This window comes from Pantoea sp. SM3640 (assembly GCF_015654165.1).
GTDB lineage: Bacteria > Pseudomonadota > Gammaproteobacteria > Enterobacterales > Enterobacteriaceae > Pantoea > Pantoea vagans.
On record NZ_CP064872.1, the window covers coordinates 904,625 to 930,553 of the forward strand.

At 57.1% G+C, this 25,929-nt stretch carries 23 protein-coding genes; 11 read left to right on the forward strand and 12 right to left on the reverse strand.

The window, feature by feature from the left end; all coding sequences use genetic code 11:
• Positions 1-12 precede the first annotated feature (12 nt).
• The 5 genes from bamC to ypfH all read left to right on the forward strand — a co-directional run bounded on the left by bamC (position 13) and on the right by ypfH (position 5,629).
• Complete coding sequence (bamC, locus tag IV493_RS04260; RefSeq protein WP_195857787.1) at positions 13-1,044, forward strand: outer membrane protein assembly factor BamC; 1,032 nt, start codon at positions 13-15, stop codon at positions 1,042-1,044.
• 145 nt (positions 1,045-1,189) lie between these two features.
• Entirely contained in the window at positions 1,190-1,903 is a 714-nt protein-coding gene (gene purC, locus IV493_RS04265) for a phosphoribosylaminoimidazolesuccinocarboxamide synthase (protein WP_013358686.1), read from the forward strand.
• A 141-nt stretch (positions 1,904-2,044) separates the two neighbouring features.
• Complete coding sequence (locus IV493_RS04270; protein WP_033733490.1) at positions 2,045-2,911, forward strand: neutral zinc metallopeptidase; 867 nt, start codon at positions 2,045-2,047, stop codon at positions 2,909-2,911.
• On the forward strand, positions 2,911-4,875 hold the full coding sequence (locus IV493_RS04275) for a tRNA(Met) cytidine acetyltransferase TmcA (RefSeq protein ID WP_195858151.1): 1,965 nt from the start codon (positions 2,911-2,913) through the stop codon (positions 4,873-4,875). The genes IV493_RS04270 and IV493_RS04275 overlap by 1 nt, the downstream gene beginning before the upstream one ends.
• A gap of 73 nt (positions 4,876-4,948) precedes the next feature.
• Entirely contained in the window at positions 4,949-5,629 is a 681-nt protein-coding gene (gene ypfH, locus IV493_RS04280; protein WP_195857788.1) for an esterase, read from the forward strand.
• A gap of 46 nt (positions 5,630-5,675) precedes the next feature.
• Here ypfH and IV493_RS04285 read toward each other — a convergent pair whose 3' ends face one another.
• The 7 genes from IV493_RS04285 to narQ form a co-directional block, all read right to left on the reverse strand.
• Positions 5,676-5,897 carry a hypothetical protein gene (locus IV493_RS04285; RefSeq protein WP_098052656.1) on the reverse strand — a complete coding sequence of 74 codons (222 nt, stop codon included), beginning with the start codon at positions 5,895-5,897 and terminating at the stop codon, positions 5,676-5,678.
• Entirely contained in the window at positions 5,898-6,086 is a 189-nt protein-coding gene (locus IV493_RS04290; RefSeq protein ID WP_003848800.1) for a YpfN family protein, read from the reverse strand.
• Positions 6,087-6,108: 22 nt separating this feature from the next.
• Entirely contained in the window at positions 6,109-7,236 is a 1,128-nt protein-coding gene (dapE, locus tag IV493_RS04295; protein WP_013358682.1) for a succinyl-diaminopimelate desuccinylase, read from the reverse strand.
• 1 nt (position 7,237) lies between these two features.
• Complete coding sequence (locus IV493_RS04300) at positions 7,238-7,606, reverse strand: ArsC family reductase (RefSeq protein WP_033733485.1); 369 nt, start codon at positions 7,604-7,606, stop codon at positions 7,238-7,240.
• A 575-nt stretch (positions 7,607-8,181) separates the two neighbouring features.
• Positions 8,182-11,298: a multidrug efflux RND transporter permease AcrD gene (gene acrD / locus IV493_RS04305; protein WP_195857789.1), complete on the reverse strand. Its 3,117-nt coding sequence runs from the start codon at positions 11,296-11,298 to the stop codon at positions 8,182-8,184.
• 167 nt (positions 11,299-11,465) lie between these two features.
• Positions 11,466-12,095: a response regulator gene (locus IV493_RS04310; protein ID WP_013358679.1), complete on the reverse strand. Its 630-nt coding sequence runs from the start codon at positions 12,093-12,095 to the stop codon at positions 11,466-11,468.
• A 129-nt stretch (positions 12,096-12,224) separates the two neighbouring features.
• Positions 12,225-13,913: a nitrate/nitrite two-component system sensor histidine kinase NarQ gene (narQ, locus tag IV493_RS04315; RefSeq protein ID WP_110330714.1), complete on the reverse strand. Its 1,689-nt coding sequence runs from the start codon at positions 13,911-13,913 to the stop codon at positions 12,225-12,227.
• A gap of 254 nt (positions 13,914-14,167) precedes the next feature.
• Here narQ and IV493_RS04320 point away from each other — a divergent pair, with 254 nt between their 5' ends.
• The 4 genes from IV493_RS04320 (at position 14,168) to IV493_RS04335 (ending at position 18,198) form a co-directional block, all read left to right on the forward strand.
• A complete protein-coding gene (locus tag IV493_RS04320; protein WP_195857790.1) occupies positions 14,168-14,440 on the forward strand; it encodes a DUF1471 domain-containing protein in 273 nt (90 codons plus the stop codon).
• 280 nt (positions 14,441-14,720) lie between these two features.
• Complete coding sequence (gene ansP / locus IV493_RS04325) at positions 14,721-16,217, forward strand: L-asparagine permease (protein ID WP_033783842.1); 1,497 nt, start codon at positions 14,721-14,723, stop codon at positions 16,215-16,217.
• A gap of 142 nt (positions 16,218-16,359) precedes the next feature.
• A complete protein-coding gene (nudK, locus tag IV493_RS04330) occupies positions 16,360-16,938 on the forward strand; it encodes a GDP-mannose pyrophosphatase NudK (protein WP_033733476.1) in 579 nt (192 codons plus the stop codon).
• Between the two features lie 186 nt (positions 16,939-17,124).
• Positions 17,125-18,198 (forward strand): DUF1176 domain-containing protein, encoded by a 1,074-nt coding sequence (locus tag IV493_RS04335; protein ID WP_033783839.1) that lies wholly within the window; start codon positions 17,125-17,127, stop codon positions 18,196-18,198.
• Here the strand turns inward: IV493_RS04335 and ampH are convergent.
• The 5 genes from ampH to amiA all read right to left on the reverse strand — a co-directional run bounded on the left by ampH (position 18,195) and on the right by amiA (position 24,835).
• Entirely contained in the window at positions 18,195-19,358 is a 1,164-nt protein-coding gene (gene ampH / locus IV493_RS04340; protein WP_033783837.1) for a D-alanyl-D-alanine-carboxypeptidase/endopeptidase AmpH, read from the reverse strand. The genes IV493_RS04335 and ampH overlap by 4 nt on opposite strands.
• 258 nt (positions 19,359-19,616) lie before the next feature.
• Positions 19,617-21,617, reverse strand: coding sequence for a transketolase (tkt, locus tag IV493_RS04345; protein ID WP_013358672.1), 2,001 nt, complete (start codon positions 21,615-21,617; stop codon positions 19,617-19,619).
• A gap of 57 nt (positions 21,618-21,674) precedes the next feature.
• On the reverse strand, positions 21,675-22,625 hold the full coding sequence (gene tal, locus IV493_RS04350; protein WP_013358671.1) for a transaldolase: 951 nt from the start codon (positions 22,623-22,625) through the stop codon (positions 21,675-21,677).
• A gap of 346 nt (positions 22,626-22,971) precedes the next feature.
• Positions 22,972-23,886, reverse strand: a complete 915-nt coding sequence (gene hemF, locus IV493_RS04355) for an oxygen-dependent coproporphyrinogen oxidase (protein WP_033783833.1) — start codon at positions 23,884-23,886, stop codon at positions 22,972-22,974.
• A 100-nt stretch (positions 23,887-23,986) separates the two neighbouring features.
• On the reverse strand, positions 23,987-24,835 hold the full coding sequence (gene amiA, locus IV493_RS04360) for an N-acetylmuramoyl-L-alanine amidase AmiA (RefSeq protein ID WP_195857791.1): 849 nt from the start codon (positions 24,833-24,835) through the stop codon (positions 23,987-23,989).
• A 207-nt stretch (positions 24,836-25,042) separates the two neighbouring features.
• Between amiA and IV493_RS04365 the strand changes: the two genes are divergently transcribed.
• Positions 25,043-25,468 carry a GNAT family acetyltransferase gene (locus IV493_RS04365; protein WP_003848834.1) on the forward strand — a complete coding sequence of 142 codons (426 nt, stop codon included), beginning with the start codon at positions 25,043-25,045 and terminating at the stop codon, positions 25,466-25,468.
• Positions 25,458-25,925 (forward strand): DUF2919 family protein, encoded by a 468-nt coding sequence (locus IV493_RS04370; protein WP_013358668.1) that lies wholly within the window; start codon positions 25,458-25,460, stop codon positions 25,923-25,925. Before IV493_RS04365 ends, IV493_RS04370 begins: the two co-directional genes overlap by 11 nt.
• Positions 25,926-25,929 lie beyond the last annotated feature (4 nt).

Sequence of the window (25,929 nt, forward strand, 5' to 3'; positions counted from 1 at the left end):
TAGGGAGTTTGAATGAATTACTCAGTAAAGCGGTCAACAGTAGCCACAGTAGTCGGGCTTTCTACTCTGATGCTGTTGTCGGCCTGTTCAAGCGATCAGCGTTATAAGCGCCAGGTCAGCGGTGACGAATCTTATCTTGAAGCCAGCCAGTTAAGTGAACTGAAAGCGCCAGCCGGAATGATCCTGCCGGTTCAGCGTGGTGACTATGATGTCCCGCGCACCAGCAGCCAGGCACCCACCGGTAAGCAGCTCGACATTCGTCCGCCAGCCCAGCCGCTGGCGCTGATGAACGGGACGCGCGCGCAGTTCAGCAATAATACCGGTGCGCTGATGATTGATAACAGCCGCGGTTCAGTCTGGTCACGGGTCGTTAACGTCGTTGAGTCAAACAAATTCCCGATTGCTTCACGTAACGATGCCGGTCAGCAGCTGACGACCGACTGGGTGCAGTGGAACCGTGCTGATGAAGATCAGCAGTATCGTGGCCGCTATCAGATCAGCGTGCAGTCGCAGAGCTATCAGCAGCAGCTTACCGTGCGTCTGCTGGAGCTGCAGCAGGATGGTAAAACCATTACGTCACCTGTGCAGATCCAGCGTTACACCGCGCAGATGCTGAATGAAATCAGCACCGGTCTGGACAAAATTGATACCGCCAGTGAAAACGCGGCATCAGGCCGGGTAAGTGGCGCTATTGATGTGCAGAGCGGCGCAGATGACACCGGTCTGCCAATGCTGATCCTGCGTACGCCATACAACGTGGCATGGCAGCGTCTGCCAGATGCGATGAAACGCGTCGGGATGGAAGTGACCGATACCACCCGCTCAACCGGCAGCATGAAGGTGACCTACAAGTCACCGGGCAGCAGCGACTGGGATGCAGTCGGTGCAAAAGATCCGGAATTACCAAACGGTGATTACAAAGTGCAGGTCGGCGATCTCGACAACCGTACCAGTCTGCAATTCATTGACCCGAAAGGGCATGTGCTGACTCAGTCGCAGAACGATGCGCTGGTGGCCGTGTTCCAGGCGGCGCTGAACAAATAAAGTTGCCTCAGGCCGGAGATTCTCCGGCCTTTTTATTTTGTTTTTGGCATAATAGCGCGCGGCGAAGTAAACGATTGCGTCAAGGCAATCGCCGCAGCGGCACTGGTCGCTGAACACCCGTTATTTCAAGTCTGGAGTGAACAAGATGCAAAAGCGAGCTGAGTTGTATCGCGGTAAAGCGAAAACCGTATACAGCACCGATAACCCGGATCTGCTGATACTCGAATTCCGCAACGATACGTCAGCAGGTGATGGCGCCCGAATCGAGCAGTTTGATCGCAAGGGAATGGTTAACAACAAGTTTAACCACTTCATCATGACCAAATTGCAGGAAGCAGGTATCCCGACCCAGATGGAAGCGCTGCTGTCCGATACCGAAGCGCTGGTGAAGAAGCTGGAGATGGTGCCGGTCGAGTGCGTGGTGCGTAACCGTGCTGCAGGCTCGCTGGTAAAGCGTCTGGGCGTGGAAGAGGGCATTGTGCTCAATCCGCCGCTGTTTGATCTTTTCCTGAAAGATGATGCAAAGCACGACCCGATGGTCAACGAATCCTACTGCGAAACCTTTGGCTGGGTCAGCAAACAGAACCTGGCGCGGATGCAGGAGCTGACCTTTAAAGCCAACGACGTGCTGAGCAAACTGTTCGACGATGCGGGCCTGATTCTGGTCGACTTCAAACTGGAATTTGGTCTGTTTAACGGCGAAGTGACGCTGGGCGATGAGTTTTCACCAGACGGTGCGCGCCTGTGGGACAAAGAGACGCTGGATAAAATGGACAAAGACCGTTTCCGTCAGAGCCTGGGTGGCGTGGTTGAAGCCTATGAAGCGGTGGCACAGCGATTGGGCGTAAAACTCGACTGAGTTTGTCTTTAGCGCACAAAGAAAGCACAAAGAAAGAGGAGAGCCCCGGCTCTCCTCTTTTCATTTCAGGGTAAAGCTGGTGATTGCTCCGTCACGCAACTAAAATCATGCCATCTGAAAAAATGACTGAGGGAATACAGCATGCGCTGGCAAGGGCGTCGCGAAAGCGACAATGTAGAGGACCGTCGCGATCAATCGTCCGGTTTAGGTGGCGGAGGCCGCCAGATTCGTCTGCCGCGTGGCAAAGGCGGTATCGTATTGCTGATTGTGGTGGCAGTCGCCGGTTATTACGGATATGACCTGACCGGACTGCTGACGGGGGGTGACGTCGCACCGACCAGCCAGCAGCAACAGCGCAGCGTCAGTGCCAATGATGACGAGGCCGCGAAATTCACCAAAGTCATTCTGGCCACCACGGAAGACACCTGGGGCAAGCTGTTCCAGCAGATGAACAAACAGTATGTGGCGCCGAAGCTGGTGATGTATCGCGGTGCAACCCGCACCGGCTGCGGAACCGGACAGTCGGTGATGGGACCGTTCTACTGTCCTGCTGACCAGACTGTCTATATTGACCTCTCTTTCTATGACGAGATGAAAACTAAGCTGGGCGCAGGCGGTGACTTCGCTCAGGGCTACGTCGTCGCGCATGAAGTGGGCCACCATGTACAGAAACTGCTGGGCATTGAGCCGAAAGTGCGTGAAATGCAGCAGGGTGCCAGCGAAAAGCAGGTGAATCAGCTCTCCGTTAAAATGGAACTGCAGGCGGACTGTTTTGCCGGTGTCTGGGGACACTATATGCAGAAGGAAAACATCCTTGAAGCGGGCGATCTGCAGGAAGCGCTGAATGCCGCTGAGGCGATTGGTGATGACCGTCTGCAGCAGAAAGGCCAGGGCCGCGTCGTGCCGGACAGCTTCACCCACGGCACCTCTGAGCAGCGCTACACCTGGTTTAAGCGCGGGTTTGATGGTGGCGATCCAGGACAGTGCAACACCTTCGCCAGCAACTGATGATCCCAACGCAGCTTATGCAACAGGCCGGTGTGCGTCGTCTGGCAGTCATCAGCGGCGACCCGGCCTGGTGCTTAGATCGGGCTGCGGCATGGCGTGAAGCGTTGCCAGGCGACTGGCTGGCGCTGAGTCCGGCGCCGCTATTCTCTGACGAGTCAGCTTTGCACAGGCAGCCTGGCGCGGTACGCACGCTGCTGGGACGCGAATTCCATCATGCGATATTCGACGCCCGCCAGGGCTTTCATGCGGAGGCTTTCGCGGCGCTGGCCGGTACGCTCACCGCCGGAAGCTGGCTGCTGCTGCTGGTCCCATCCTGGCAAGCGTGGTCGCAACAGCCTGACAGCGACAGCCTGCGCTGGGCAGATGTCGCTGAACCCATCGCAACACCTCATTTCGTTCACCACCTGCAACAGCTGATCCTGGCGGATGACCAGGTGCTGCTGGAGCGGCAGCATCAGCCCTGCTGTTTTCCGGCACAGCGTGACTGGCCGCAGTGGCACTGTCTGGCTCCGCAACAGCAGCAGGCGATACTCGATCAGCTGATGACGCTGTCTTCGGGTGTCGCTGTGCTGACCGCTGCCCGTGGACGGGGTAAATCGGCCCTGGCGGGTATGCTGGCCCGGCAGAACAGACATTGTCTGGTAACGGCACCGGCCAAAGCCTCAACAGAGGTGCTGGCCACCTTTGCCGGGGAGCACTTTCACTTTATGGCACCCGATGCGCTGCTGGCGCTGGAGACGCCGCCACCGGCGGACTGGCTGATTGTAGATGAAGCCGCGGCGATTCCGGCACCGCTGCTGCAGGCGCTGGTCAGCCGCTATCCCCACGTATTGCTCACCACTACCGTACAGGGCTACGAAGGGAGTGGACGCGGCTTTATCCTTAAATTCTGCGCCGGGCTTGCAGATGCACACTATTTCACGCTGGATGAGCCGTTGCGCTGGTCACGTTTCGATCCGCTGGAGCAGTGGCTGAACCAGGCGCTGCTGTTTGACGATGCCACCGCCGCTGCGCCCGATACTCCGGCAACACCGCACCGTATTGAACGTCATGATTTCAGCGCGCTGGAAGCCGCTTATCGTCTGCTCACTAGCGCGCACTACCGCACGTCGCCGCTTGATCTGCGCCGCCTGCTGGATGCACCCGGTATGCAGCTGTGGCGGGCGGGAGATACAACCACTTTACAGGGTGCGCTCTGGCTGGTTGAGGAGGGCGGTCTTGAACCTGAGCTGGCGCAGGCGGTCTGGGCGGGCACCCGGCGACCGCGTGGCAATCTGGTTGCACAGTCGCTGGCAGCGCATGCCGGTCTGGCTGAAGCGGCAATCCTGCGCTCACAGCGCATCAGCCGGATTGCCGTGGCGGCGGAGAGCCGTCGTCGGGGAACCGGACAGCAGCTTGTTGCGGCGGCGGCTGATGCGGCTGCCGATCACGACTACCTCTCTGTCAGCTTCGGCTACACTGAATCACTCTGGGCGTTCTGGCGCGCCTGCGGTTTTACCTTGGTAAGAATTGGCAGTCAGCGCGAAGCCAGCAGCGGCTGCTACGCAGCGATGGCGATATTGCCCTGTTCTGCTGCGGGTGAGGCACTGACGCGCCGGGCGGCAGAGCAGCTGGCGCGTGACTGGTCGCGGTTGCGGCAGCATATCGCGCTGGACCTGCAGTTTGATCAGACCACAGATGACGGATTGACCGCTCAGGATAGCCATCTGGCCGTCGGTTTTGCCTGGGCGCAGCGGCCACTGGAGTCGAGTCTGCCAGTGTTGCAGCGTCTGGCAGAGGCCAGTGCCGTCTCCGTACCGCTGCTGGCCGCCGCGGTTGCTGCACCTGATGCGCTAAGCGACCTGGCCCGGCAGACGGGCTTAAGCGGCCGCAAGGCGTTGATAGCTACGCTACGTCAGCAGGCGGCTTCAGCCCTCGAAAGTTTGGGCGTTACTGCGGACGCGCTGCACCGTCCGTTGAAATAATTCGACCATCTGCCTCAAATTATCCTCATATCATTTTGTGCCAGGCGGCGTAGAGTGAACACAGGAGGTCAACATGACACTGAAATATGTAATCGTTCAACAACCTGCCACCACCGCACAGCTGTTTCTGCTCTACCATGGCGTTGGCGATAATCCGGATTCAATGGGCGAGATTGGCAACTGGTTTGCGAAAACCTTTCCCGACGCGCTGGTGGTCTCCGTTGGCTCACCCGGCGCGGGTCGTCAGTGGTTCGGCGAAACCGACCTGCACGATCAGACTATCCAGCAGCGGGTAAATGCGGCAATGCCGCAGTTTTTTGAGTCGGTGCGTCACTGGCAGAAAAAGAGCGGCGTGCGGCCCGAAGCGACAGCCTTAGTCGGCTTTTCGCAGGGCGGCAGTATGGTGCTGGAAGGCGTCAAAGCGCATCCGGATCTGGCGGGGCGCGCAGTGGTCTTTAATGGCCGGTTTGTTACCCTGCCAGAGAAAGCGAGCACCCGTACTACGATTCACCTGATCCACGGTGATTATGATGAGCAGATCCCGATGTACCATGCGCAGCAGGCGGAGCAGCGGCTGACCGCCTGCGGTGGCGACGTCACGCTGGATATCGTTGACGATTTGGCGCACGCCATCGATCACCGCAGCATGGAACTGGCGCTGAATCATCTGCGCTATACGGTGCCAAAACGCTATTTTGATGAGGCGTTAAGCGGCGCAAAACCGGGTGATGATGACGTTATCGCCATGATGTAAAAAAGCCCCTGCATAGCAGGGGCTTCTGACTAATGACATAACCAAATCAGGTTGAATCTGACAGCGACGAATAAACCCGAAGCGCAGGGAACACGGTCAGAAGAGGAAAGCGTCCCGCGCCATGGAAGGCGCGGGCCGAGCGTGTCATGGATGACAGCTTTTGCGTCTTTCCGATCTGACCGTGTTCCTTGTGCCAACTCGGTTTGATCGCCACCGAGCCGGACTTTAACAACATATTCAAACCCCTGCATTGCAGGGGCTTTTTCATTTACTTCTTCTTCGGCCAGTTGTCGTCGTCATCCCACTTATCGTTGAAATCACGATGCGGCGGCAGGTCAGGTTTGTTATCCATAAATTTTTTGTGATCGATGCGTTTCAGATCTTTATAAACGTTCATCAGCACGCCAACCATCAGCAGGATCACCAGGATCCACCAGTAATCTTTAATAAATTCCATTTGATGCTCCTTAACATCGCCGTCAGGCGATCAGTTGTTCCATGATGCGCTGGTACATCCGGCTCAGCATCTGCAGGTCGGAGGCTTTCACACACTCATTGATTTTGTGAATGGTGGCATTCACCGGCCCCAGCTCCACCACCTGCGCCCCCATCCGGGCGATAAACCGGCCATCGGAGGTGCCGCCTGTAGTCAGCAGCTGCGGCTTAATTTCATTATAGTGCGCCACAGCTTTCACGACGGCATCCACCAGCTTACCGCGCGAGGTCAGGAAGGGCTGACCCGAGAGTTTCCACTCGATGGTGTAACGCAGCTGGTGACGATCCAGCAGTTCCGCGACCCGCTGGCGGATCATCTCATCGGTGAGTTCAGTGCTGAAGCGGAAGTTGAACTGCACAAACAGCTCGCCGGGGATCACATTGTTGCTGCCGGTGCCCGCCTGGACATTCGCAATCTGCATGCTGGTGGCCGGGAAGAACTCATTTCCCTGATCCCACTCCGTCGCGACCAGCTCCGTCAGCGCAGGCATCGCCCGGTGAACCGGGTTATCCGCCAGATGCGGATAGGCGACGTGGCCCTGCACACCGTGCACCGTCAGGTTGGCGGTAATTGAGCCGCGTCGGCCATTCTTCACCACGTCACCGACGACTTCCGTGCTGGACGGCTCGCCGACCAGGCAATAGTCAAGCCTTTCACGGCGCGCCATCAGCCGTTCAACCACTTTAACCGTGCCGTTGGTACCACTGGCCTCTTCATCAGAGGTAATCATAAAGGCGAGGCGGCCCCGGTGATTGGGACGCACCGCCACAAAACGTTCGGCGGCCACCACCATGGCTGCCAGTGACCCTTTCATGTCAGCCGCACCACGGCCAAACAGCATGCCATCGCGGATCGTCGGTTCAAAGGGCGGGTTAATCCAGCGGCTGGCATCGCCAGGCGGCACCACATCGGTGTGACCGGCAAACGCCAGCGTTTCACCTTCGCCACGGGTGGCCCAGAAATTCAGTGTGTCGTCGATGTTCATCGTTTCAATCTTAAAGCCAATGGCTTCAAGACGGGCGATCAGCAGAGCCTGACATCCGGCATCATCGGGGCTGAGAGAGGGGCGACGAATAAGCTGCTGCGTCAGCTCAATGACCGGGCAAAACATATTATGACTTCTCCTGAATAGCATTCTGATAGGTGGCTTCGCTGAAACCGGCGAGCAGGGAGCCATCCGGAGCACGCAACAGCGGACGCTTAATCATGGCGGGATGCGCCAGCATCAGCGCTTTGGCGCTGCTGGCATCGTTAACCGCTTCACGATCAGCTTCGGGCAGTTTACGCCAGGTCGTGCCGCGTGTGTTAAGCAGGGCTTCATAGCCCAGCGCATCGATAAATTCCTGCAGCAGGGCATCGCTCAGGCCATCGGCACGGTAGTCGTGAAAGTGATAATCAACGCCTGCATCTGTCAAAAAGCGCCGGGCTTTTTTTATGGTGTCGCAATTTTTAATCCCGAACATCACCCACTGCGTGCTCATTACCCGATCCTTATTATCCTGTGAAAAGAGAAAGCTGAAAAAAGCAGCCAAAGCGCGAGTTTAGCATAGTGTGATCGGTTGCGGCATCCGCGCTGGCGCGGGAATCAGTCCGGATATCATGCGCGCCGTGTCGTTATTTCGTTGCGGGTAACCGCTATCAATTTCGCAGGCAATTATTACCCTGCTTATCGCTGCGTGCTTAAGAATTTCGCCATGTTGATAAAATAGTCTACCGCTGGGCTTAAAATAAATTATCTTCAATCAGGTTAAGGGGTTGCTGAAATGTGCGTCAGCTTCCAGAATCAGCAACATTCATGTTTTTATAGTCTCTGCCGATAGAGTTAACAGGTGTAAACGTATTCACCTGCTTAAAAAAAGCGCGTAATATTGCCAGCACAATAAGAGAGGGCATTATGATTGACACTGAAATGGGAACCTGGAAAGAATTTATCGAAGCGATGTTACGCAATAAGTAACACGTGGAGATTAAAGCAGGTCAGTCCCACTTGCTGGAATTCTTACCACACACAGAAATAAAGCGGCCACTGAACTCAGTGGCCGCTTTTTATTTAGCTTTAGTCGTGCGGTTTCTCTTTAAGCGGGAAGCGACGGCGGACCAGCACAAAGAACAGCGGCACAAAAAAGATTGCCAGCAGCGTGGCGGAGATCATCCCGCCCATCACGCCGGTTCCCACGGCGTGCTGGCTGCCGGAACCTGCACCGCTACTGATGGCCATCGGCAGCACCCCAAAAATAAAGGCCAGCGAGGTCATCAGAATCGGCCGCAGACGCTGACGCGATGCCTCCAGCGTCGACTCCACCAGTTCACGGCCTTTGCTGTTAATCTCATTAGCAAACTCAACAATCAGGATGGCGTTTTTGGCGGATAGCCCCACCACCGTCAGCAGGCCAACCTGGAAGTAGACATCATTCTCCAGCCCGCGCATCCAGGTGGCGATAAGCGCGCCCACTACGCCCAGCGGCACCACCAGCATTACCGAGAACGGGATCGACCAGCTCTCATACAGCGCGGCCAGGCAGAGGAACACCACCAGCAGCGAAATTGCATAAAGCGCCGGAGCCTGCGAGCCGGAGAGGCGCTCCTGATAAGAGGCTCCGGTCCACTGGAACCCGACGCCCAGCGGCAGGGCATTGACCAGCTTTTCCATTTCATCCATCGCCGTACCGCTGCTGACGCCATTCGCCGCTTCGCCGACAATCTCCAGCGATGAATAGCCGTTATAGCGTTCAAGGCGTGGTGAACCGGTCTCCCAGCGGCTGCTGGCAAACGCGGAGAAGGGCACCATTTTGCCGCTGCTGTTGCGCACGTACCATTTGTTGATGTCGTCCGGCAGCATGCGGAATTCGGCGGCGGCCTGCACATAGACCTTTTTCACCCGGCCCCGATCCAGGAAGTCGTTCACATAGCTGGAGCCCCATGCGGTGGTCAGGGTGTCGTTAATGGTGTCCAGCGACACGCCCAGCGCCTGCGCTTTACGGGCATCCACATCGATCTGCAGCTGCGGGCTGTCATCCAGCCCATTGTGCCTCACCCGCGATAGCGACTTATCGTTGCCCGCCATCTCCAGCAGTTTGTCGCGCATCGCCATCAGTTGCGTATGACCGATACCCGCGTGATCCTGTAGTTGCATGTCAAAGCCCGAGCTGCTGCCCATGCCGGTAATGGCGGGCGGACTGCTGGCAATCACACGTCCCTCTTTAATCTTCTGAAACGCCTGAGTCGCGCGATCAATAATAGCGAATGAGGTGCGATCGGCACCGGGCCGATCTTCCCAGTCTTTCAGCCGCACAAACAGACGCGCCACGTTCTGCCCATTGCCACCCGGGCCGGCACCGATGGTGGAGAAGACCGACAGCACGTTGGCCTTTTCCTCGGTGAGATAATAGTGTTCGACTTTCGCGACCACGCTGGCGGTTTGCGCAAGCGTTGCGCCTGCCGGAAGCTGAACCTGAGTCAGGAAGACGCCGCGATCTTCCAGCGGCAGAAACGAGGTAGGCAGACGCAGAAACAGAAATGCCATCAGGCCGATAATGCCGAGATAGAGCAGCAGCCAGCGACCGCCCCGGCGCAGAATGCCTGCAACGCCGCGCTCATAGCGGTCAGCATTGCGATTGAAGTGACGATTGAACCAGCCGAAGAAGCCGCGACGTTCAGGCTGCTCGCCTTTCGCCACGGGTTTCAGCAATGTGGCACACAGCGCCGGTGTCAGGATCATCGCGACCAGCACCGACAGCACCATCGCCGAAACAATGGTGATGGAGAACTGACGGTAAATCGCGCCGACGGTACCGCCGAAAAACGCCATCGGCACAAACACCGCAGAGAGCACCAGCGCGATCCCGACCAGCGCGCCCTGAATCTGGCCCATCGATTTTCGCGTGGCGGCACGCGGCGAGAGTCCCTCTTCGTGCATGATGCGCTCAACGTTTTCCACCACCACGATGGCATCGTCCACCAGCAGTCCTATCGCCAGCACCATGGCAAACATGGTCAGGGTATTGATACTGAACCCGCAGGCATAGAGCACGCTGAAGGTACCGAACAGCACCACCGGCACCGCAATAGTCGGGATTAATGTGGCGCGGAAGTTCTGCATAAACAGGTACATCACGCCAAACACCAGCACGATCGCCTCCAGCAGCGTCTTCACCACATCGGTGATCGACGCTTTAACGAAAGGGGAGGTTTCGTAGGCAATTTTTGCTTCCAGCCCGTGCGGGAAGTAGTGCGACAGCTCCTCAATGCGCGCCCGCACCAGCTTATCGGTGTTCATCTCGTTGGCACCGGATGCAAGCTTCACCCCCAGACCGGATGCGGGCTGGCCATTGTAGCGGCTCAGATAATCATACTTTTCTGCGCCCAGCGCCACGGTGGCGACATCACCCAGCGTCACCACGGAACCGTCGGGATTGTTCTTCAGGGTAATGGCCCGGAACTGCCCGGGGGTCTGCAGCATCGACTGCGCATTCACCGTGGCATTCAGCGCCTGCTTCTCTACGGATGGCAGACCACCGACCTGACCCACGGCAACCTGAGTATTCTGCGACTGGATTGCACTGACCACATCGTCGGTGGTCAGCGAGTAGGCGATCAGTTTGTTGGGATCGAGCCAGATGCGCATCGCATATTGTGAGCCGTAAGCGTCTACCTGGCCAACGCCATCAATACGGCTTAACGGGTCCTGAATATTACTGGCGACATAGTCTGAAATATCCTGCTTATCCATACTGCCGTCGGTTGAGACGAAGGCGACCATCAGAATATTACTGTCACCGGTTTTATTGACCGTCACGCCCTGCGACTGTACCGCCTGCGGCAGTTTGCGCAGCGCTGACTGCAACTGGTTCTGAACCTGCTGACGGGCTTCATCAGGATTAGTTCCGGCGGTAAAGGTGAGGGTGATCTGTGCCTGACCGGTATTGCTGCTGTTCGAGGACATATACATCAGATTATCGATGCCGGTCATGTTCTGCTCGATGACCTGGGTAACAGTGTTCTCCAGCGTCTGGGCGGATGCGCCCGGATAGTTGGCGGTAATGCGCACGTTGGGTGGTGCCAGATCGGGATACTGTTCAACAGGCAGCGAAATAATCGAAAGCGTGCCGCACAGGCACAGCAGAATCGCCAGAACCCAGGCAAAGATGGGACGGTCGATAAAGAAATTCGACATTAAATCGACACTCCTCAGGGACTTTTATAAGCGTTCAGGCCCAGCGGCAACGGGCGCACTGGCGGGCAAACCGGATGGTCTATCCACGATTTTCCGCCGCCATTTACTCTACGTGCGGCAGCGGGGGAAATCGTGGAGAAATTGAGGAGAAAATGTAAATTCGTTGGCTATTTGCGGCTTTCAAGCCACATCACCGTGGCGGCGACGCGTGAGCGGACATCCAGCTTACGCAGCAGGTTGCGGATATGCACTTTTACTGTCTCTTCGGAGATATGCAGATTAGCCGCGATCTCTTTATTCGACAGGCCGCGCGCCACCTCCTGCAGCACGTCGCACTCACGCCCGGTGAGCTGACGCAGGGGATCGGCACTGTGCTGGCGATTAGCCAGATAACGGGCCACGCCTTCACTGAAGACCTTTTCACCCTGCGAGGCCTGCAGAATATGCCCCAGCAGGATCTCCGGCTCGCTATCCTTGAGCAGATAGCCATCGGCACCCGCATCCACCATGGCGAAGATATCACTGCGGGCGTCGGAGACTGTCAGGACCAGAATGCGTGAACTGATCCCTTCATGGCGCAACGCCTTCAGCGTATCCAGCCCGGACATGCCTTTCATATTCAGGTCGAGCAGAATGATATCGGGTTCCTGACGGCGGGCCTCGGCCAGCGCTTCCGTGCCGTTGTTGGCTTCTGCGATGACCTCAAGCCGGGGATCCAGCGCCAGCAGCTGACGGATACCACGGCGCATCAGCGGATGGTCATCCACAATCATCAATGTTAATGCGGGCTGTTGCATAGGTTCTCCATTTCATCGGCTTCAGATGGCGGCAGAAGAGCAGGGCTGGTACCAGATGGCGCCGTATCCGCTGGGCTGCATGCTGAGACCGATTGATTATCTGAATAAGTTAACATCATGCCGGGCGCTTTATGTCAGTGAGCGCGCCGGCTGCGGTGGAAAGCGCAGTTCGACCCGGGTGCCGCGTTGCTGAGTATGGATAGTCAGATTGCCACTCAGGCGCTGGGCACGCTCTGTCATAATCGTCAGGCCGTAATGGCCCGCGGGTTCGTCAGTGCTGTTCATTCCCACCCCGTCATCCGTAATTGTCAGTAAGTGCTCACCTTGTTCGCTATGCTGATAATCCACCCGAATCACCTGCGCGCTGGCGTGACGAATGGCATTCAGCAGCGCCTCACGGGCGATCTGTAACACATGCACCTGCTGTTGTGCCTCCAGACTCTGCAGGCCGGTCTGGTAGTTAAAGTGTATCTCTGCGCCGCTTTTCTCCTGCAACGAGGCGATCATCGCCTGCATTGCCGCCACCAGATCCGCCTGCTCAATGGTCAGGCGGAAGGTGGTCAGCAGTTCACGCAGCTGACGATAGGCATCGGCCAGCGCCTGATCGAAGTCAGCGATAATCGCGTGGGCGGCGCTGTCATCCTTATCCACAGTGCGGCGCAGCAGGGTTAGCTGAATGCGTAAAAACGAGAGCGACTGGGCCAGCGAGTCATGTAATTCCCGGGCAATGGTGGCGCGCTCTTCAATCAGCAACATCTGCTGATACTGCTGCTGTGCCTGCCAGATCCAGATTGCCCGTCCCAGCATCGCCGCCAGGCTGCGCATCAGCTCATTGGGATGGGTGACGCCAGGCGACTGCCAGCGCAGTTCGCCAATCTGCTGATCGTCCTGCTGTAACGGCAGGCGTTGCCACTCACCGTCAGCCTGAGCATCCCCGGCGCAGAACTGAAACTGGTCGCTGTCCAGCCGGATCGCTGTCAGTTTTTCGCGCGTCAGTACAGTGGTTAACACTGACTCAAACAGTGCCGGGTGCAACGGGCTCGCCGTCAGCATCTGCGAGCTGTCGTAAAGCAATGACAGCGTGCGATTCGCCTGGGTTAAGTCTTCCGTTTTCGCGCGTACCGTGCTCTCCAGCAGCTGGTAGTGCGAATGCAGACGTGCCGCCATGCCGCTGAAGGCGTGCGACAGTACCCGCAGTTCATTCTGCTGCTCAACGTGCAGCGGCGGAAAAGCAAAGTTACCGCTTTCAACGTAGCGACTGGCCGTGACCAGCGCATTGAGGGGCCGCACCACGTGTAGCCGGGTAAAGCGAATCGTCATCAGGGCCAGCACGACAATCGCGATGACACCCGCCAGGCTGCTGGCCGCCACCAGACGCATTTTCAGCTCGGTATAGCGCTGCAGACCCAGTACAAAGCGATCGATTTCACCGACGTAGATCGGCACCTGCTGCTGGTATGCCACGGTATCACCCTGCTGCAACTGCTGCTGCAGGGAAGGCCAGGCAGCACGCAGTCGCTGATAGCGAGCGCTGACTTCGCGTGGTACCCAGGGCCGATCCAGCTTTTGCAGCACCGGGGCATCCAGCGTTTGCTGATAGAGCGTCAGGTGATGCACCAGATTTTGTGGCTGACGGCTGGCATCCCATGCCATGCGATAGCTCTGCATGCGCAGAGATCCCGCCAGATTGATCGCCTCCGCATCGCGCTGACTGCTGAGCAGCGTGACTAAGGCCAGACCGGTGGTAAGTAGCGATAGCAGGACAATGGCGCTGAGCGCCTTAGCGATGCTTTGAGTAACGGAACGTTTAACAATCACATGGATGGCCCTGTTGAAAGTGCGGGAATTATAAGAGCGCAATAACGTAACGCAAATGATCCATCCCCTGTTTATCGCACAGGCGGTTACACATCGCACATAAAATGACCACAACTGACAGTTCCCAGGATGGGCTACCGTTTTGTGGTTAAAAAAGGAACAGGTTTACATCGCCCCGATGTTGCTTTTCATTGCAAGGCTAATAATTCATCCAGTCATCAGCTCAACCCCGATCGCAGATTAAGGAGCATCCAATGAAAAAACTGAATGCTGTACTGGCGGGCGCATTACTGGCTACCGCTTCCTTTGCCACTTTCGCTGCTGCGCCGGTCGACCCGTCACAGGCGCAGAATACGCAGAGCATCGGCAGCGTGTCCGTCTCCGGCGTTCGCGGCTCACTGGACGATGCTAATCGCCAGCTGTCGCAAAAAGCGGAAGAGATGGGCGCCAGCCATTACCGCGTTATTGGTATCGATAACCCAGGCGACTCCAGCCTGTGGAGCGGCACCGCAGAGATTTATCGCTAACCCAACCCTCCTGTTTCCATCCCTGTAGCTTTTACCGGCCTGAAAATGGCCGGTTTTTTTGTTTTTGTGCATCAGGATGGATTCTTACAAATCAGCCTGTGCATCTGCCCGGTATATTTTGCTTCGTTCTTGCAGAACGGGTAGGATTCATCGCCGTAAATTCCCGCGTTGCCCGGCACTCACTCACGGGCAAAGGCACAGAGGAAAATCCCCCATTTTGCAGGACGTTACGTCCGCATTGGGGAGACGACGACTGATGGTCAGGACAAACAGGAATGCTATGAAATCTAAAAAGAAAACCCCAAGTGAGATGCGCGCTGCGAAGCGCCGCTGGCTGAATTCTCACGATGCTGGTTACCAGAAGGCGATGGGTAACCGTCACGTACAGATGATTGCGATCGGCGGTGCCATCGGTACCGGTTTGTTCCTGGGCGCAGGTGGCCGTTTGCAGGCTGCGGGCCCCGCATTAGCCATCATCTATCTGGTGTGTGGCATCTTCTCCTTCTTTATTCTGCGTGCGCTGGGCGAACTGGTATTACACCGTCCCAGCAGCGGCAGCTTCGTCTCCTACGCCCGTGAATTCCTGGGCGAGAAAGCCTCCTTCGTGGCGGGCTGGATGTACTTCGTCAACTGGGCGATGACCGGCATCGTCGATATCACCGCCGTCGCGCTCTACATGCACTACTGGGGCGCGTTTGGTGATGTGCCGCAGTGGGTGTTCGCCCTGGGCGCGCTGGCGATTGTCGGCACCATGAACATGATCGGGGTTAAATGGTTTGCCGAGATGGAGTTCTGGTTCGCGCTGGTAAAAGTGCTGGCGATTGTCATCTTCCTGGTGGTGGGCGTGGTGTTCCTTGGCACCGGCAAACCGCTGGATGGCAACAGCACCGGTTTCCATCTGATCACCGATAACGGTGGCCTGTTCCCGCACGGTTTACTGCCTGCGCTGGTGCTGATTCAGGGCGTGGTGTTCGCCTTTGCTTCTATCGAACTGGTGGGTACGGCGGCCGGCGAATGTAAAGACCCGAAAACCATGCTGCCGAAAGCGATCAACAGCGTCATCTGGCGTATCGGCCTGTTCTATGTCGGCTCTGTGGTGCTGCTGGTGCTGCTGCTGCCATGGAACGCCTATCAGGCGGGTCAGAGTCCGTTCGTGACCTTCTTCTCGAAACTGGGCGTGCCTTACGTTGGCAGCATCATGAATATCGTCGTATTGAGTGCGGCGCTCTCCAGCCTGAACTCCGGCCTCTACTCGACCGGGCGTATCCTGCGCTCTATGTCGATGGGTGGCTCTGCACCGAAATTCATGTCGAAGATGAACAGTCAGCAGGTTCCTTATGCCGGTATTCTGGTGACCGTCGCCGTCTATGTGATTGGTGTGGTGCTTAACTACTATGTGCCTTCTCAGGTGTTTGAGATCGTCCTGAACGTGGCCTCGCTGGGCATTATCTCCTCCTGGGCCTTTATCGTGGTTTGCCAGCTGCGTCTGCGCAAAGCGATCAAAGAGGGCAAGGCGGATGATGTCAGCTTCAAGCTGCCAGGCGCACCGTTTACCTCGTGGCTGACGCTGCTGTTCCTGTTCAGCGTGCTGGTGCTGATGGCGTTTGACTACCCGAACGGGACGTACACCATCGCCTCCATTCCGCTGATTGCGGTATTGCTGGTGCTGGGATGGTTTGGCGTGCGTAAGCGCGTTCACGCCGTCGCTCAGACCGAACAGGATCATCACGAAGAAGAGCCTCAGCCGACCCGACTGGCTGACGACACTTCACGCTGATAAATTCTGCAGCAATCAGGCCAGCCTCCGGGCTGGCTTTTTTTTGCCGTGAACCGCCCCCGCCACGCCGCGAATTAGGATAGTTTTCCCGCAAGCTTGCCCCTATGATGAAAGGCTCCCTTTATGTGGTAGCGGAGTCCCCATGTCGTTTAAGATCAACATCATCAAAGATAAGCTCCTGTCTGAAAACTGGTTTGTGCTGCGTAACTACACCTATGACATCACCGATCGCCGTGGCGAGGTTATTCGCCATAAACGCGAAGTCTACGATCGCGGAAATGGGGCAACCATCCTGCTCTACAACCGTGAAAAGAACAGCGTGGTCCTGACGCGCCAGTTTCGTATCGCCACGTACGTCAACGGTAACGACGACGGCATGTTAATCGAAGCCTGTGCCGGCTTGCTGGACGACGACTCCCCGGAAGATTGCATCCGCAAAGAGGCGATTGAAGAGACCGGTTATGCGGTGGGCGAGGTGGAAAAACTTTATGCCTGCTATATGTCGCCGGGTGGCGTGACTGAGCTTATCCACTTTTTCGCGGCAGAATATAATGAGTCGTTGCGCGACAATGCCGGCGGTGGCGTCGAAGATGAGTCAATCGACGTGCTGGAATTACGCTTTCCGGATGCGCTGGCAATGGTCGCAGAGGGTCGCATTCGAGACGGCAAAACCATTATGCTGCTTCAGCATGCACAGATTGCGGGCTGGCTGACGCCATAAAACCGTGCCACTAAGCCTGTTGCCGCGTGACAGCGTTGAGGGAGAGTGGTGAGCGTTAATCCACTTTATGCACGCTTTTTAAGCAGTTAACTGCGCTTTTTGCACAGGTTCACAGAATGCGAACCCTGTCAGGCCCGTTGATGCGCTATTCTCTCCACTCTGGGTATTCGGGGATCGATCTTCTTAATGTCGTATTGGATGAAATCGCTTTGGCTGTTGCCGTCTCTGTGGGTTGCCTCTGTTCAGGCGGAACCGTTGCAAAAGTCATTCAACGACTGGCAAATCACCTGCAACAATGAAGCCTTTTGTGTGGCGCGCAATATTCCGGGAGACAAAGGGCTGGTGATGACGATTTCGCGCCATGCGGGTGTCAACGATCGCCCTTTGCTGCGCATCGACTACGGCAGCGCCTACAGTGGTGCGCTGCCGGGTGGCCCGCTACAGGATAACCTGCTGCTCGATCAGCGCCGGCTTAAACCCGACCTCAAGCACTGGACGGTAGAGCCGCATCATCTCGCTACCAGCAATGCTATCGCCATTGATGAATTTTTTGATCTGGTGATGGAGGCCAAAAACCTGCAGCTCACCTACGATCCCAACGCGCTGATCTCTCTGCGCGGCATGAAGGCCGCGCTGTTGCTGATGGATGACACGCAGGGACGGGTCAACAGCATGAGCGCGTGGATCAAACGTGGCGACAGAGCCAGCTGGGATGTTCCGCCACCGCCTGCACTGCCACCGCTGCCGCCTGCGGTCAGGTCACCCGCTGCCCTGACGCGCGATGAGACCAGCGGATTGATTGATTACGGCACCTGGCGGGTTAACACCGACTCCTGCTCACTCGATCCGCTGCGCCGCGAAGTCAGCGTGGCGCCGCTTACCGACCAGCGCGCGCTGCTGCTGGTGAGTTGTGAAATGGGGGCGTATAACGTGATCGATCTGGCGTTTGAAGTGACGCGCAGCCCGCCCTATGTGGCGCGTGGCATCACCCTGACTCTGCCGTTCACTCCGCCCGGAGCCAGCGATCGACAGCTTGAGCTGATTAACGCCGAATACGACGCGGCCAGCGGCCAGCTCTACACGTTTGGTAAGGGCCGTGGATTAGGCGACTGCGGCAGGGCGACACGCTGGCAGTTTGATGGCACACGTTTTGTGTTAGCGGAATATGCGGAAGAGTCGACCTGTGACGCCTGGCACAGCAGTGATGACTGGCCAACCCTGTGGGTCAGCCAGTCTGACGGTGGCGTTCAGCAGCGTTAACGAATGACCTGCACCATCATCGGTGAGCCAAGCTGGTTGCCGACCAGTTCGGCCAGCATATTATTCACTCCGTCGCTCATCGGCGTAAAGCGGGTCAGCGGCGAGCGCGTCACCACCACAAAAACCCCCACGTTATGCTGCGGCACCATCGCCATATAGGTGATGAATCCACCGCCGCCGCCGGTTTTCTGAATGATCCCAGGCCGACCACTTTTCGGTCCCATGTAGACCCAGCCCATGCCCAGCGCATCCGCTTTACCCGGGACATCCATGCCTTCTACTTTGTTCAGTTGGTCGCGGCGATAGATCAGCGTCTGCAGGCGATCGATCTGCGGCGTGCGATGGTTAACCGACGAGTTCAGGAACTGCTGCATCCAGCGACCCATATCATCCGGCGTTGAGTAAACCCCGCCGCTGCCAATCGCGGCCAGCGTGTTATTACACGGGCTGGCCCCTTTTTCGGCCACCATCAGGCGTCCGCACTGCTCAGGCGACGGCGTAAACGTGGTGTCCTTCATGCCGAGCGGGCGGGTAATCAGCTGCTGAAACAGCGCCGGATAGGGAGTTCCGCTGGCACGCGACAGCGCATCGCCCAGCAGATCGTAGCCCAGGTTGGAGTAGGCAGCACTGCTGCCTGGTGCCGCTTTGAGGTTCGCGCGCGCCAGCCATGCCCAGCGTTCGCTCTTCGTTGGCCAGACAAACACCGGACGCTGCGCTTTGCCGCCGGGCTGCTCGCGCGGCAGTCCGCTGGTGTGGGTCGAGAGATTAATCAGGCGAATCGGCTGGCCATTGTAAGTGGGCACCCGTGCACCCGGAGGCGCATATTTACTCAGAGGATCGTCAAGGCGAATCTGTCCGCGCTCAGCCATTTTCACCATCACTTCACTGGTCATCAGCTTACTCAGCGAAGCGATACGAATCAGCGAATCTTTCTGCGGACGGACATTGTTGCCGGGGCGGGTTTCACCGAAGCTGGCGAACACCCGCTGATTGCCATCAATCGCCACCAGCGCCATACCGGTTGCGCCGCTGCCATAAAAGATATGTTCCGCATAGCGATCAACAATCTGTGAGGCCAGCAGCGGATCGGGCGCAACCTGCGCCATGCTTTTTAATGGAAGCAGTGAAACCATCAGGGCCAGTAAATAGGGTGTACGCATGTTCAACGGAAGTGGCTTCGCTATAAAAATCGGAGGAAATCTGCCTTCACTCATCAGGATGCATCAGGTCGCAGCCGCGTTATCCCGGCAGAATGACAGCAGGAAAAGACGGTCAGCCCGTACACAGGCAGCATTAAGTATGACGGCTCTATAGTAATCAGTTTGCGCGGAGCGGGAAGAGGGGGATGGATATTTTTTTATCTGCGAGGCTGCAAAATAAAATGGCCCTTCCCGATGAGGCCGGGAAGGGCAAATGCATTAAACCGGCTTGAGTAAAGCTTCGGCGTGGCTGACGATGTTCTCAACCGTGAAGCCAAACTCCGGGAACAGCTGACTGGCTGGCGCGGATTCACCAAAGGTGGTCATGCCCACAATTGCGCCGTCCAGACCGACATACTTAAACCAGTAGTCAGCAATACCCGCTTCTACCGCCACACGCGCTTTCACGCCGCTCGGCAGCACGGATTCACGGTAAGCGGCATCCTGCGCATCAAACAGGTCAGTAGAAGGCAGTGAAACCACCCGCACCTTGTGACCACCTGATTTGAGCTTCTCAGCTGCACCCAGGGTGATCTCAATCTCTGAACCGGTCGCAATCAGAATGACTTCTGGCGTGCCATCGCAATCCTTCAGCACGTAGCCACCGCGTTTGATGTTTTCGATCTGCTCCGGTGTGCGTTCCGGCTGCAGTAAATTCTGACGTGACAGGATCAGGGCAGTCGGCCCATGATGGCGTTCGACAGCGGCTTTCCACGCCACCGCAGTTTCAACCTGATCGCATGGACGCCATACGCTCATGTTTGGCGTCAGACGCAGGCTGGCGATCTGCTCTACCGGCTGGTGCGTCGGGCCATCTTCGCCCAGACCGATGGAGTCATGGGTGTAGACCAGAATCTGGCGTGCCTTCATCAGCGCTGCCATACGCGCGGCGTTACGCGCATATTCGACAAACATCAGGAAGGTTGCGGTGTAAGGCACGAAACCGCCGTGATGCGCGATACCGTTACCAATTGCCGTCATACCAAATTCACGCACGCCGTAGTGGATGTAGTTACCCGCCGGATCCTCTTTTATCGATTTGGAGCCCGACCAGATGGTGAGGTTACTCGGTGCCAGGTCAGCGGAACCGCCAAGGAATTCCGGCAGCATTTTGCCGTAGGCTTCCAGCGAGTTCTGAGACGCTTTACGGCTGGCAATTTTCTGCGGATTAGCCTGCAGATCCTGGATGAAACGGGTCGCTTCCGTTTCCCATGTGGCGGGCATTTCGCCATTCATACGGCGCTCATACTCTTTCGCCAGCTCGGGATGGGCCTCTTTATAAGCCGCAAACTTCGCATCCCAGGCTTTTTCGCGTTCCGCACCCGCTGCTTTGGCATCCCACTGCTGGTAGATTTCAGCCGGGATCTCAAATGCCGGATAGTTCCAGCCAAGCTGTTTACGGGTCAGCGCCACTTCGGCCTCGCCCAGCGCTGCGCCGTGCGATTCTTCTTTACCGGCTTTGTTCGGTGAACCGAAACCGATAATGGTGCGGCAGATAATCAGTGAAGGCTTATCGGTGACGCTCTGCGCTTCTTTGATCGCCTCGCGGATAGCATCAGCGTCATGGCCGTCGATGTCGCCGATCACATGCCAGTTGTAGGACTCAAAACGTTTATGCGTATCGTCGGTAAACCAGCCCTCGGTTTCGCCATCGATGGAGATGCCGTTATGGTCATAGAAGCCGATCAGTTTGCCCAGACCCAGCGTGCCCGCCAGAGAACAGACTTCGTGCGAGATCCCTTCCATCAGACAGCCGTCGCCCATGAACACATAGGTATGGTGGTCGACGATTTCATGGTCCGGACGGTTAAACTGTGCAGCCAGCGTGCGCTCAGCAATCGCCAGGCCCACGGCATTAGCCAGGCCCTGACCCAGTGGGCCGGTGGTGGTTTCAACGCCTGGGGTATAGCCGATTTCCGGGTGACCCGGCGTTTTAGAGTGCAGCTGACGGAAATTTTTCAGCTCTTCAATCGGCAGGTCATAACCGCTCAGGTGCAGCAGGCTGTAAAGCAGCATCGAGCCGTGGCCGTTGGAGAGGATGAAGCGGTCGCGATCAAGCCAGGCGGGATTAGTTGGATTGTGCTGGAGGAAGTCGCGCCACAACACTTCGGCGATATCGGCCATACCCATCGGCGCACCGGGGTGGCCTGAGTTTGCCTTCTGGACTGCATCCATGCTCAGTGCACGAATCGCGTTTGCCAACTCTCTGCGTGAGGACATAAAGTTCTCCCTTGTTATGCATCAGGGCGGGAAAGTCCCGCCCGATTAAAATAAAGACTACAGGCGTGCGGCGAGCACATCTTCCAGCTTCTGCTGGTCAACCGCGAACTGGCGGATGCCGTCAGAGAGTTTTTCGACTGCCATTGGATCCTGGTTATGTTCCCAGCGGAACTCCGCCTCGGAGAGCGGCGACGGCTGATGGAAGCCCTCGGTAGAGGGTTCCAGTTTGCGCTCCAGCGGCGCATCGCTGTTCTGCAGCTCTTCCAGCAGGTTCGGCGACAGCGTCAGGCGATCGCAGCCGGCCAGCGCGATAATCTGCTCCACTTTACGGAAGCTGGCGCCCATGATGATGGTGCTGTAACGGTGCTTTTTGTAGTAGTCATAGATACGACGCACAGATTTTACGCCTGGATCTTCATCCGCCACGTACGGTTCCAGTGGCTTGCGTGAGTTGTACCAGTCGTAGATACGGCCCACGAACGGGGAGATCAGGAACACGCCCGCTTCGGCACAGGCACGCGCCTGCGCGAAGGAGAACAGCAGCGTCAGGTTACAGTGGATGCCGTTCTTCTCCAGCTCTTCCGCTGCACGGATGCCTTCCCAGGTTGAGGCCAGCTTGATCAGCACGCGTGAACGGTCGATGCCGTGCTCTTCATACATCCGAATCAGTTTTTCTGCTTTGGTGACACACATGCCACGATCGAAGGAGAGGCGCGCATCCACTTCGGTCGAAACACGGCCTGGTATGCTTTTCAGGATTTCCATACCGAGGTTGATCGCCACTTTGTCGCTGGCGTTGATAATCTGCGTCTCTTTGCTGCCGCCCTGTTTTTTCGCGTACTCAATCGCGTCATCCATCAGGTGCTTATATCCTTCCAGACCGGACGCTTTCAGAATGAGTGAAGGGTTGGTGGTGGCGTCTTCCGGGTGGTAATTACGAATCGATTCGATATCACCACTGTCCGCCACCACGGTGGTGAACTGTTTTAGGGCTTCTAGCTGGTTCATCTCTAAACTCCTTGAAAAGAAAAATGAAAGCGAACAGGGTGCACCTCAGGCCTCGCAGCCGGTCTGTGGCATGTTCTGCTACCGGTAACGCGAACCCATAACATTGCAACAGAGACTTTCTGATGAAAATGCGGTTTCTCTGATTGTTGCGCTGCGAGGCGGTGCGAAGGAGCCGTCATGCGGTTTTTACCGTGGGGTGCGCCATATTCCATCCTTAAGCATAGCAGTCAGGACGAATGACGCAGGTAACACTGTAGCAATCTGTGCCCTGTGAAACGGAACGGGTCGGTCGGGAGAAAGGTAAGCGCAGCGCGGATTACGGGCCGCGCTGCAGCAGGAGAAGCGATCAGACGGGGAGGTTCAGCCAGTTTTTTACCGGCAGGAAATCGCGATAGAGCGCAGCTTCAGGCGAGTCGGCATCGGGCTGATAATCATATTCCCAGCGCACCAGTGGTGGCATCGACATCAGAATCGATTCCGTACGGCCGCCGGTCTGCAAACCAAACAGCGTGCCACGGTCCCACACCAGATTAAACTCCACATAGCGACCACGGCGGTAGAGCTGGAACTGGCGCTCACGATCGCCCCACGGATGATCTTTACGGCGCGACACAATCGGCCGGTAGGCATCCATAAAGCCGCGACCTACTGCCTGCATAAAGCTGAAGCTCTGCTCAAAGTCGGGCGTGTTGAGATCGTCAAAAAAGAGGCCGCCAATGCCGCGCTGCTCATCACGATGCTTCAGATAGAAGTAATCATCACACCACTTTTTATAGCGCGGATAGACATCCTCGCCAAAAGGCTGACAGAGACTGGCTGCGGTCTGATGCCAGTGCAGCGCGTCTTCTTCAAAACCATAAAACGGCGTCAGGTCAAAGCCACCGCCAAACCACCAGACCGGTTCGGCCCCCGGCTTCTCTGCGATAAAAAAGCGCACGTTGGCGTGGCTGGTCGGCACATAAGGGTTGTTAGGGTGGATGACCAGCGACACGCCCATCGCTTCGAAGCTGCGACCGGCCAGCTCAGGCCGGTGCGCGGTCGCTGATGCCGGCATCTGATCGCCATGCACATGCGAAAAGTTGACGCCCGCCTGCTCAAATACCGCACCGTTGCGCAGGACGCGGCTCTGACCGCCGCCGCCGCCAGGGCGCTGCCAGCTATCTTCAGCAAACTGTGCGCCGCCATCTTCAGCCGCCAGCTGGTTACAAATCTCATCCTGCAATGCGAGCAGGAACGCTTTTACGCGGGAAATATCAGCCATCTTTTCGCTTATCGTTTGTCAAAGTCTGACGCGATTATACGCAAAACCGCGCCGCTTGCATGAGCGCGGCGCGTCGCACGATGCAAACCAGCCAGACGAATCAGGCGTTGCGGCGGTCAAACTCATCGAAGTAGTTGACGATGCCGCAGGCAATCGCTGAAGCAATTTTCTGGCGAAACGCGGTAGTGCCGAGCAGCTGCTCTTCACGGGGATTGGTAATAAAGGAGGTTTCGACCAGCACCGAGGGAATCGACGGTGACTTGAGTACCGCGAAGGCCGCCTGCTCGGTGTGCTGGCTGTGCAGATGGTGCACCGGACGGATCTGATCCAGCACGTGCTTGCCCAGCGTCAGGCTGTTTTTGATGGTATCGGTCTGTACCAGATCGAACAGAATCTGCTGCAGATAGTGATCCTGCTGCTGTGCCTTTACGCCGCCCAGTTTGTCCGCATCGTTCTCACGCTGTGAGAGATAACGTGCCATCGAGCTGCTGGCACCGCGGTTAGAGAGCGCAAACACCGAGGCACCGCTGGCATCGGGGCTGGTAAAGCCGTCGGCATGAATCGACATAAAGAGATCGGCACCGTGCTGGTGGGCGATTTCCACCCGCTGATAAAGCGGAATAAAGTGGTCACTGTCGCGGGTCAGGCGCACTTCAATGCGCGGATGGCTCTGAAGCTGCCGCTGCACGTTACCGGCAATCTCCAGCACGATATGCTTCTCTTCAGAACCCTCTTCACCCACCGCACCAGAGTCGATGCCACCGTGCCCCGGATCGATCATCACGATGCGTTTACCGTTTTTCGCTGGCGGGGCAGGGCGCGTATGGCGATTTGCCCCGGTAAGGCCCGACTGCTCTTTAGCCTGAATCGCACGCGGCGATAAAATGGCCAGAGCCAGACCGGAAAGAAGTAACTGACGACGATGAATCAAACGTTTAAGCAGCTGCATGTACGGGTCCGGTAACAGGAATCTTGCCGGTGTTATAGCCTAAGGCTCTGTTGCCTGCGATCACAGAACCATTTCAGGGCATTACTTTGTATTGCAGGTCGCGAACAGAAAATTTGCGCTTTTTTATTTTCCGCCGGTCATCGAGGGTTGCGTGCGGCAGAGAATGCGTGATAATCAGCAAATTGTGCTTATCTGCAGGTAAATAAGATGGAAATCCGCGCCTTCCGCCAGGAAGATTTTGAAGAAGTGATCACCTTATGGGAACGTTGCGATTTGTTACGGCCATGGAACGATCCCGAGCTGGATATCGAACGCAAAATGAATCACGACCCCGATCTCTTTCTGGTCGCTGAAGTGGGCGGCGTGGTCGTTGGCACGCTGATGGGCGGTTACGATGGTCATCGCGGCGCGGCGTATTATCTGGCGGTGCATCCTGACTATCAGGGACGCGGCTTTGCCAATGCTCTGATGAACCGTCTGGAGAAGAAACTCATCGCGCGCGGCTGTCCGAAACTGCATCTGATGATCCGCGAAGAGAACGATCAGGTGGTGGCGTTCTATGAAAAGCTCGATTATGAGCCGGTCGACGCGCTGCTGTTTGGTAAACGTCTGATCGAAGATCGTGAATACTAATCCGTTGCCTGGCTATTCGCCGGACGAGTATGACGCCAGAGGGCAGCTGCGGCTGCCGTTTCTTTTTTGGCCGATCCTGTTACTTCAGGCGCGGACCTGGCTGCTGCTGGTGATGGCCGGAGCGTCACGGCAGCAGGGCAACGACCTGCTGGCACTGTTCTATCCGGATCGTCAGGCGTTCTGGGTCGGTCTGGCGCTGGGGTTACCGGCGCTGGCGGGCCTGCTGCTGACAGGCTATCGCACGCGGCTGCCGCGCCTCTGGCAGCACTGGCGCAGCGTGTTAGCGCTGTCGCTGCTGGTGAATCTGCTCTGGCAGGGCTGGCAGTTTGTGCAGGGCGATCTGCTAAGTTCGCCGCTGCCGTTGCTGCTGACGCTGTTCGACCTGCTGGCGCTGATCTGGCTGCAATCGAATCGTCGCTGTCGCGACTGCTTTCTGCCTGAACATCATCTCAACTAAACTT

Excerpts from the sequence above, each read along its gene's own strand:
- bamC (WP_195857787.1), top strand. The coding sequence starts at position 13 with ATGAATTACTCAGTAAAGCGGTCAACAGTAGCCACAGTAGTCGGGCTT.
- IV493_RS04365 (WP_003848834.1), top strand. The coding sequence starts at position 25,043 with ATGGAAATCCGCGCCTTCCGCCAGGAAGATTTTGAAGAAGTGATCACC.
- IV493_RS04285 (WP_098052656.1), bottom strand. The coding sequence starts at position 5,897 with ATGAAAAAGCCCCTGCAATGCAGGGGTTTGAATATGTTGTTAAAGTCC.
- IV493_RS04275 (WP_195858151.1), top strand. The coding sequence starts at position 2,911 with ATGATCCCAACGCAGCTTATGCAACAGGCCGGTGTGCGTCGTCTGGCA.
- IV493_RS04300 (WP_033733485.1), bottom strand. The coding sequence starts at position 7,606 with ATGAGCACGCAGTGGGTGATGTTCGGGATTAAAAATTGCGACACCATA.
- ansP (WP_033783842.1), top strand. The coding sequence starts at position 14,721 with ATGAAATCTAAAAAGAAAACCCCAAGTGAGATGCGCGCTGCGAAGCGC.
- IV493_RS04290 (WP_003848800.1), bottom strand. The coding sequence starts at position 6,086 with ATGGAATTTATTAAAGATTACTGGTGGATCCTGGTGATCCTGCTGATG.
- IV493_RS04270 (WP_033733490.1), top strand. The coding sequence starts at position 2,045 with ATGCGCTGGCAAGGGCGTCGCGAAAGCGACAATGTAGAGGACCGTCGC.
- IV493_RS04310 (WP_013358679.1), bottom strand. The coding sequence starts at position 12,095 with ATGCAACAGCCCGCATTAACATTGATGATTGTGGATGACCATCCGCTG.
- hemF (WP_033783833.1), bottom strand. The coding sequence starts at position 23,886 with ATGGCTGATATTTCCCGCGTAAAAGCGTTCCTGCTCGCATTGCAGGAT.
- IV493_RS04335 (WP_033783839.1), top strand. The coding sequence starts at position 17,125 with ATGTCGTATTGGATGAAATCGCTTTGGCTGTTGCCGTCTCTGTGGGTT.
- tkt (WP_013358672.1), bottom strand. The coding sequence starts at position 21,617 with ATGTCCTCACGCAGAGAGTTGGCAAACGCGATTCGTGCACTGAGCATG.
- purC (WP_013358686.1), top strand. The coding sequence starts at position 1,190 with ATGCAAAAGCGAGCTGAGTTGTATCGCGGTAAAGCGAAAACCGTATAC.
- acrD (WP_195857789.1), bottom strand. The coding sequence starts at position 11,298 with ATGTCGAATTTCTTTATCGACCGTCCCATCTTTGCCTGGGTTCTGGCG.
- ampH (WP_033783837.1), bottom strand. The coding sequence starts at position 19,358 with ATGCGTACACCCTATTTACTGGCCCTGATGGTTTCACTGCTTCCATTA.
- nudK (WP_033733476.1), top strand. The coding sequence starts at position 16,360 with ATGTCGTTTAAGATCAACATCATCAAAGATAAGCTCCTGTCTGAAAAC.
- ypfH (WP_195857788.1), top strand. The coding sequence starts at position 4,949 with ATGACACTGAAATATGTAATCGTTCAACAACCTGCCACCACCGCACAG.
- dapE (WP_013358682.1), bottom strand. The coding sequence starts at position 7,236 with ATGTTTTGCCCGGTCATTGAGCTGACGCAGCAGCTTATTCGTCGCCCC.
- amiA (WP_195857791.1), bottom strand. The coding sequence starts at position 24,835 with ATGCAGCTGCTTAAACGTTTGATTCATCGTCGTCAGTTACTTCTTTCC.
- IV493_RS04320 (WP_195857790.1), top strand. The coding sequence starts at position 14,168 with ATGAAAAAACTGAATGCTGTACTGGCGGGCGCATTACTGGCTACCGCT.
- tal (WP_013358671.1), bottom strand. The coding sequence starts at position 22,625 with ATGAACCAGCTAGAAGCCCTAAAACAGTTCACCACCGTGGTGGCGGAC.